Origin of the sequence: Halorubrum sp. AD140, from assembly GCF_034497445.1 — an archaeon.
GTDB lineage: Archaea > Halobacteriota > Halobacteria > Halobacteriales > Haloferacaceae > Halorubrum.
The window spans coordinates 1-5,510 of record NZ_JAXRUU010000103.1 but is presented as its reverse complement, the minus strand read 5'-3'; the positions used below and the strand labels follow the sequence as shown (position 1 = coordinate 5,510).

Below are 5,510 nucleotides of genomic sequence, written 5' to 3'. Positions count from 1 at the left end.
TCTAAGAGGGTCTCGGCGCGCTGGATCGTCGTCTCGGCCTCGTTTCGGGCCTCGATCCGCTCGCGGCGGGCCTCGTCCTCCTCCTTGTGCTTCTCGGCCTCCTCCTGCATCTCCTCGATCTCCTCGTCGGAGAGGCCGACGCCCCCCTCGATGGTGATCGACTCGGCGTTGCCCGAGCCCTGGTCTTCGGCCTCGACGTTGACGATACCGTTCTCGTCGATGTTGAACGAGACCTCGATCTGCGGGGTTCCAGCGGGCGCCGGCGGGATGCCGGAGAGCTGGAACGCGCCGAGCAGCTCGTTCTCGTCGGCGATCTCGCGTTCGCCCTGGAAGACGCGGACGTTCACGGACGTCTGGTTGTCGGCGGCCGTGGTGAACACCTTCGACTCCTCCGTCGGGATGGTGGTGTTCTTCTCGATGAGCCGCTCGAAGAGGCCGCCCTTCACCTCGATCCCGAGCGAGAGCGGCGTCACGTCAAGCAGGACGATGTCGTCGACGTCGCCGGAGAGCACGCCGCCCTGGACCGCCGCGCCGAGCGCGACCGCCTCGTCGGGGTTGACGTTCTTCTTCGGCTCCTGGCCGACGAGCTCTTCGACCTGCTCCTGGACCTGCGGCATCCGGGTCGAGCCGCCGACGAGGATGACCTCGTCGATGTCCGACTTGGCGTAGCCGGCGTCGGAGAGCGCCTGCTCGGTCGGTCCGACGGTGCGCTCCAGGAGGTCGCCCGTGAGGTTCTCGAACGTCGCGCGGGTGATCGACTGTTCGAGGTGGACCGGACCGCTGTCGGTCGCGGTGATGAAGGGGAGGTTCACCGTCGTCTCCTTCTTGCTCGACAGCTCGATCTTCGCCTCCTCGGCGGCGTCTTTCAGCCGCTGGAGCGCCTGGCGGTCCTCGCGGAGGTCGATCCCGTGGTCGTTCTGGAACTCGTCGGCGAGGTGGTCGATGAGCGCCTCGTCCCAGTCGTCGCCGCCCAGGTCGTTGTCCCCGTTCGTGGCGACGACCTCGTAGACGCCGCCGCCGAGGTCGAGGACGCTCACGTCGAACGTGCCGCCCCCGAGGTCGTACACGAGGACGGTCTGGTCGGACTCGTCGTCGAGGCCGTACGCCATGGAGGCGGCGGTCGGCTCGTTGACGATGCGCTCGACCTCGAAGCCGGCGATCTCGCCGGCGTCCTTCGTCGCCTGTCGCTGCTTGTCGTTGAAGTACGCGGGGACCGTGATCACGGCCTTCTCGACGTCGTCGCCGAGGTACTCCTCGGCGTCGCGCTTGATCTTCTGGAGGATCATCGCCGACACCTGCTCGGGCGTGTACTCGTCGTCCCCGATCTCGACCGTGTAGTCGTCCTCGCCCATGTGCCGCTTGATCGACTGGATCGTGCGGTCGGGGTTCTGGACGGCCTGGTTCTTCGCCGGCTTCCCGACGAGTCGCTCGCCGTCGTCGGCGAAGGCGACGACCGAGGGCGTGGTCCGGTCGCCCTCCGCGTTGGCGATGATCTCGGGCTCGTCGCCTTCCATCACCGCGAACGCGGAGTTGGTGGTACCGAGGTCGATACCGAGGATCTTGTTGCTCGCCATCTTGCCCAAAGGTAGCGGCTTGTGTCGGTTAAAGGTTACTAGACGGCGCGATCTCACGGAACAGTTGATCCCGCTCGAGTCGTGCGGTTTCGACGATCGTGTCAATGGGTCGCATCGGTGTCTTTATACAGATCCGCAATCGCAGGAGCCCGCGTCGGTCGCCACCGAGGAGCGGCCCACCGACTTCCGCGACGCTCGCCGGTCTCAGACCCCGGAGACGAGGTCCTCGAGCGCCGCTCGCGGGTCGTCCGCCTTCGCCACGCCGGAGGCCAGCAGGATCCCCGAGGCCCCCAGGTCGCCCGCGGCGGCCACGTCGTCGCCCGTCGAGACGCCGGCGCCGCAGAACACGTCGACGTCGGGGTCGACGGCGTCGGCGGCCGCGACCGCGTCCTCGACGATCCCGGGGTCGGCCGTCGAGACGGAGACGTCGCCGCCGATGAGTTCCGGCGGCTCCACGGCGACGGCGTCGGGGCCGAGCGCCGCGGCCGCGCCGACCTGCGCGGGGTTGTTCGCGCAGACGATCGTCTCCAGGTCGGCTCGCTCGGCGGCGCGGACGGACCCGTCGACGTCGGCGAGCTTCAGGCGCTTCTCGGAGTGGTTGATCAGCGTCCCCTCGGCGCCGTTGTCGGAGACGGCCTCGGCGAGCGTCGACCCGGTGTGAGAGCCGTGCGCGTTCGGCGAGACGTGCTGGCCCCACGTCTCGACGCCGGTGTCGGCGACGCGGGCGAGGTCGGCCGCCTGCGGTGAGACCGCGATCCGGGCGCCGGACGCCTCGGCGACGTCGCGCGCGGCGGTCGCGACTTCGATCGGATCGCACGGGTACGCCTTGAGGTTCACCAGGATGAACATACTCGCACTCGGGGGCCGCGGGCGCAAATACCTTCAGGCTTCGCCGCCGGCCGCTCTCCGCGACGATCCCCCGAAAGCATAAACGACCTTATACTCCGGTCCTGTGGTCCAGACGAGAGATGTCTCTCATCGAGCTCATCACCGGCGTGGAAGCGCGGGAGGCCACGCTGACCGTGTTCAACGCCGACCCCGAGGTCACGGACGCGCTCCGGGAGCATTTCGCCGACCGCAACGTCCGGATCGTCGGCGAACGGACCGGCGGCGGACCGGACGGGTACGCCGTCCTCTCCCGGGACGGCGAGTTCGTCACGGCCGTCGACGTGGACGAGCTCCTGCCCGGAACCGGCGCCGAAACGAGCGCTGACGGCTCCGAGGAGGACGCGGTCGACGGCGGGAACGCGGCCGACCGCGTGGGCGAGCCGGTCACGGCCTACTCCCGGGCGCAGATGGTCGCCGCGTCCCGCGAGATCGAGGACCGCGCGTGGCGCGTCGGCCACGGCGAGCTTCACGCCGGATTCCAGACCCTCGACGTGCTCACCGGCGAAGCGGACACGTACGACCTGCTGGGCGGGAAGGCGGGGCTCGACGTTCACGCGTACGCCGCGGACGAGGGCGACCCTCCGGCCGTCGAGCACTACGCCGTCCACACCGGTCGCGCCGCCGAGCTGCGCGAGACGTGGTTCGTCGCGTACGACGGCGGCGGCTACGACGGTGCGAAGTGCGCGCTGCTCGCCGAGGAGCGCGCCCCCGGGGAGTTCTTCGGCTTCTGGAGCTACGACCCCGAGACGGTCGATTACATCATCGACTACCTCACGCAGCGCTACGGGGGATCGGAACGGACGGACGACGGCGGGGAGGCGGCGTGACGCCGGCTCGCCCCTCGGAGACGACCCTCTGGCTGTCGGCCGCGACGCTCGTCGCGACGGTCGCGACCGCGGGGAGCCTGTGGTTCAGCCTCGGACTCGGGCTCACGCCGTGCGATCTGTGCTGGTACCAACGGATCCTTATGTACCCGCTCGTCGCGGTGCTCGGCGTCGCGACGCTCGAGCGTCGACCGGCGGTCTCGCGGACCGCGCTGCCGCTCGTGGGTCTCGGAGTGGGCCTCTCCGCGTACCACTCGTACCTCCAGGCGACGACGACAGCGTGCGCGCTCGGCGGCCCGTGCGCGGCCGTTCAGTGGCAGAGTCCGGGGCTCGGACTCACGATACCGAACCTCTCGCTCGTGGCGTTCGGACTGCTCGCCGCCCTCCTCGTCGGGATGTGGCTGCGCGTCGAGCGACGGTGACGGCTGCGGCGCGAGGGCGACGATACCGGTGAAAAACGGGATATTCCGACGATTCGGTCCGCTCAGTCCTTTCGCTTGACCACGTCGCCGAGCGTCATCGTCCCCGCGTCGCCGCCGTCCCAGTCGGCGTCCTCGACCGACTCGCCCTCGACCAGCGAGATGTCGAGCGCGCGCTCCAGCTTCCGCTGGATCTCGTCGGTCGGGAGCGTGTCGCCGCGTTCGAGCTTCCGGATGAGGCTCGCCTTCTCGTTGAGCTGGTCGGCCAGCTCCTCCTGGCTGAGCCCCCGTGACTCGCGGGCGTTCCGGATCCGGTCGTCGTAGTCGGTGGCGATCTCGTCCATGTCGTCGAACATGTCGCGCCGGCGGCGCGTCGACCCGCCGGAGGAGCCGGACGAACCGGACGACGAGCCGGCGGACGAGGACTTCCCGGTGCTCGAGCTCGTGGAGTACTTGCCGCCGCCGGAGCCGGTCGACTCGTCGCGGACCTCGGTGCCGAAGTCCGTACACGAGCTGCACAGCTCCAGCTCGGCGCCTTCGACCTTCGTCGTCGTCAGCGAGGCCTGGTCGGCGCCACACATCTCACACTGGGGCATACGCGACGCTAACGCTCCCGCCGGTATAAAGGGTGCGCCAGGACGCTCTGCGGGACGCGCCGGACCGGTCCGCGGGGACGAGGGACCGCAGAATCGTGCCGCGTCCGGTACCCACTTGTCGCCGCGGACGGCAGGGGAGGTATGGACGTTCGCGTCACCAACTCGACCGTTCGGGGCCGGACCCGCGCGCCCCCCTCGAAGAGCTACACCCACCGAGCGCTGCTCGCGGCCGGATACAGCGACGGCGCGACCGTGCGCTCCCCGCTCGTCTCCGCGGACACGCGGGCGACCGCGCGCGCCGTGACCGCCTTCGGCGGCGCGGTGGCGCCCGAATCGGAGGCGGACGCCTCCGACGCCGACGCGCTCGTCGTCGAAGGTTTCGCCGGTCGACCTGCGGTCCCGGACGACGTGATCGACTGCGCCAACTCCGGGACGACGATGCGGCTCGTCACCGCGGCGGCCGCGCTGGCGGACGGGACGACGGTGCTGACGGGGGACGCCTCGCTCCGGTCGCGACCCCAGGGACCGCTCCTGACGGCCCTCGGCGACCTCGGCGTGCGCGCGGAGTCGACCCGCGGCAACGGGCAGGCGCCGCTCGTCGTGAGCGGGCCCCTCCGGGGCGGCGAGGTCGCGATCCCCGGGGACGTCTCCTCGCAGTACGTCACCGCGCTGCTGATGGCGGGCGCGGTCACCGAGCGAGGGGTCGAGATCGACCTGACGACCGCGCTCAAGTCGGCGCCGTACGTCGACATCACGCTCGAACTCCTCGCCGACTTCGGGGTCGAAGCGACGCCGGTCGACGGCGACGGCGAGACTCTCGACGGCGCCGCCGGCGCGGCGGGGTTCGTCGTCGAGGGCGGGCAGTCGTACGCTCCCGCCGGCGGGAGCTACGCCGTCCCCGGCGACTTCTCCTCCATCTCCTACCTCGTCGCGGCCGGGGCCGTCGCCGCCGAGCCGGGCGAGGCGGTCCGGATCGAGGGCGCCCGCCCGAGCGCGCAGGGCGACTCCGCCATCGTCGAGATCGCGGAGCGCATGGGCGCGGACGTCGAGTGGGACCGCGAGGCGGGCGTCATCGCCGTCCGGCGCTCCGACCTCTCGGGCGTCGAGGTCGACGTGGGCGACACGCCCGACCTCCTCCCCACGATCGCCGCGCTGGGCGCGGTCGCCGACGGCGACACCCGGATCACGAACTGCGAGCACGTCCGGTAC

General features: G+C 70.7%; 6 protein-coding genes. 3 read left to right on the top strand and 3 right to left on the bottom strand.

Annotated features, from left to right (window positions below; translation table 11 throughout):
• On the bottom strand, positions 1-1,574 hold a 1,574-nt coding region (dnaK, locus tag U4E84_RS16025), incomplete at its 3' end, for a molecular chaperone DnaK (RefSeq protein ID WP_322533119.1).
• Positions 1,575-1,778: 204 nt separating this feature from the next.
• On the bottom strand, positions 1,779-2,423 hold the full coding sequence (gene tpiA / locus U4E84_RS16020) for a triose-phosphate isomerase (RefSeq protein WP_322533118.1): 645 nt from the start codon (positions 2,421-2,423) through the stop codon (positions 1,779-1,781).
• A gap of 119 nt (positions 2,424-2,542) precedes the next feature.
• On the opposite strand from tpiA, the gene U4E84_RS16015 reads away from it, so the two are divergent.
• On the top strand, positions 2,543-3,289 hold the full coding sequence (locus U4E84_RS16015; RefSeq protein ID WP_322533117.1) for a DICT sensory domain-containing protein: 747 nt from the start codon (positions 2,543-2,545) through the stop codon (positions 3,287-3,289).
• The gene (locus U4E84_RS16010) at positions 3,286-3,708 is read left to right on the top strand and encodes a disulfide bond formation protein B (RefSeq protein ID WP_322533116.1); all 423 of its coding nucleotides are present in this window, start codon (positions 3,286-3,288) and stop codon (positions 3,706-3,708) included. Before U4E84_RS16015 ends, U4E84_RS16010 begins: the two co-directional genes overlap by 4 nt.
• A 62-nt stretch (positions 3,709-3,770) precedes the next feature.
• Here U4E84_RS16010 and U4E84_RS16005 read toward each other — a convergent pair whose 3' ends face one another.
• On the bottom strand, positions 3,771-4,301 hold the full coding sequence (locus U4E84_RS16005) for a multiprotein bridging factor aMBF1 (RefSeq protein WP_322533115.1): 531 nt from the start codon (positions 4,299-4,301) through the stop codon (positions 3,771-3,773).
• Positions 4,302-4,442: 141 nt separating this feature from the next.
• Here U4E84_RS16005 and aroA point away from each other — a divergent pair.
• A partial coding sequence (gene aroA / locus U4E84_RS16000; RefSeq protein WP_322533114.1) for a 3-phosphoshikimate 1-carboxyvinyltransferase occupies positions 4,443-5,510 on the top strand: 1,068 nt, incomplete at its 3' end.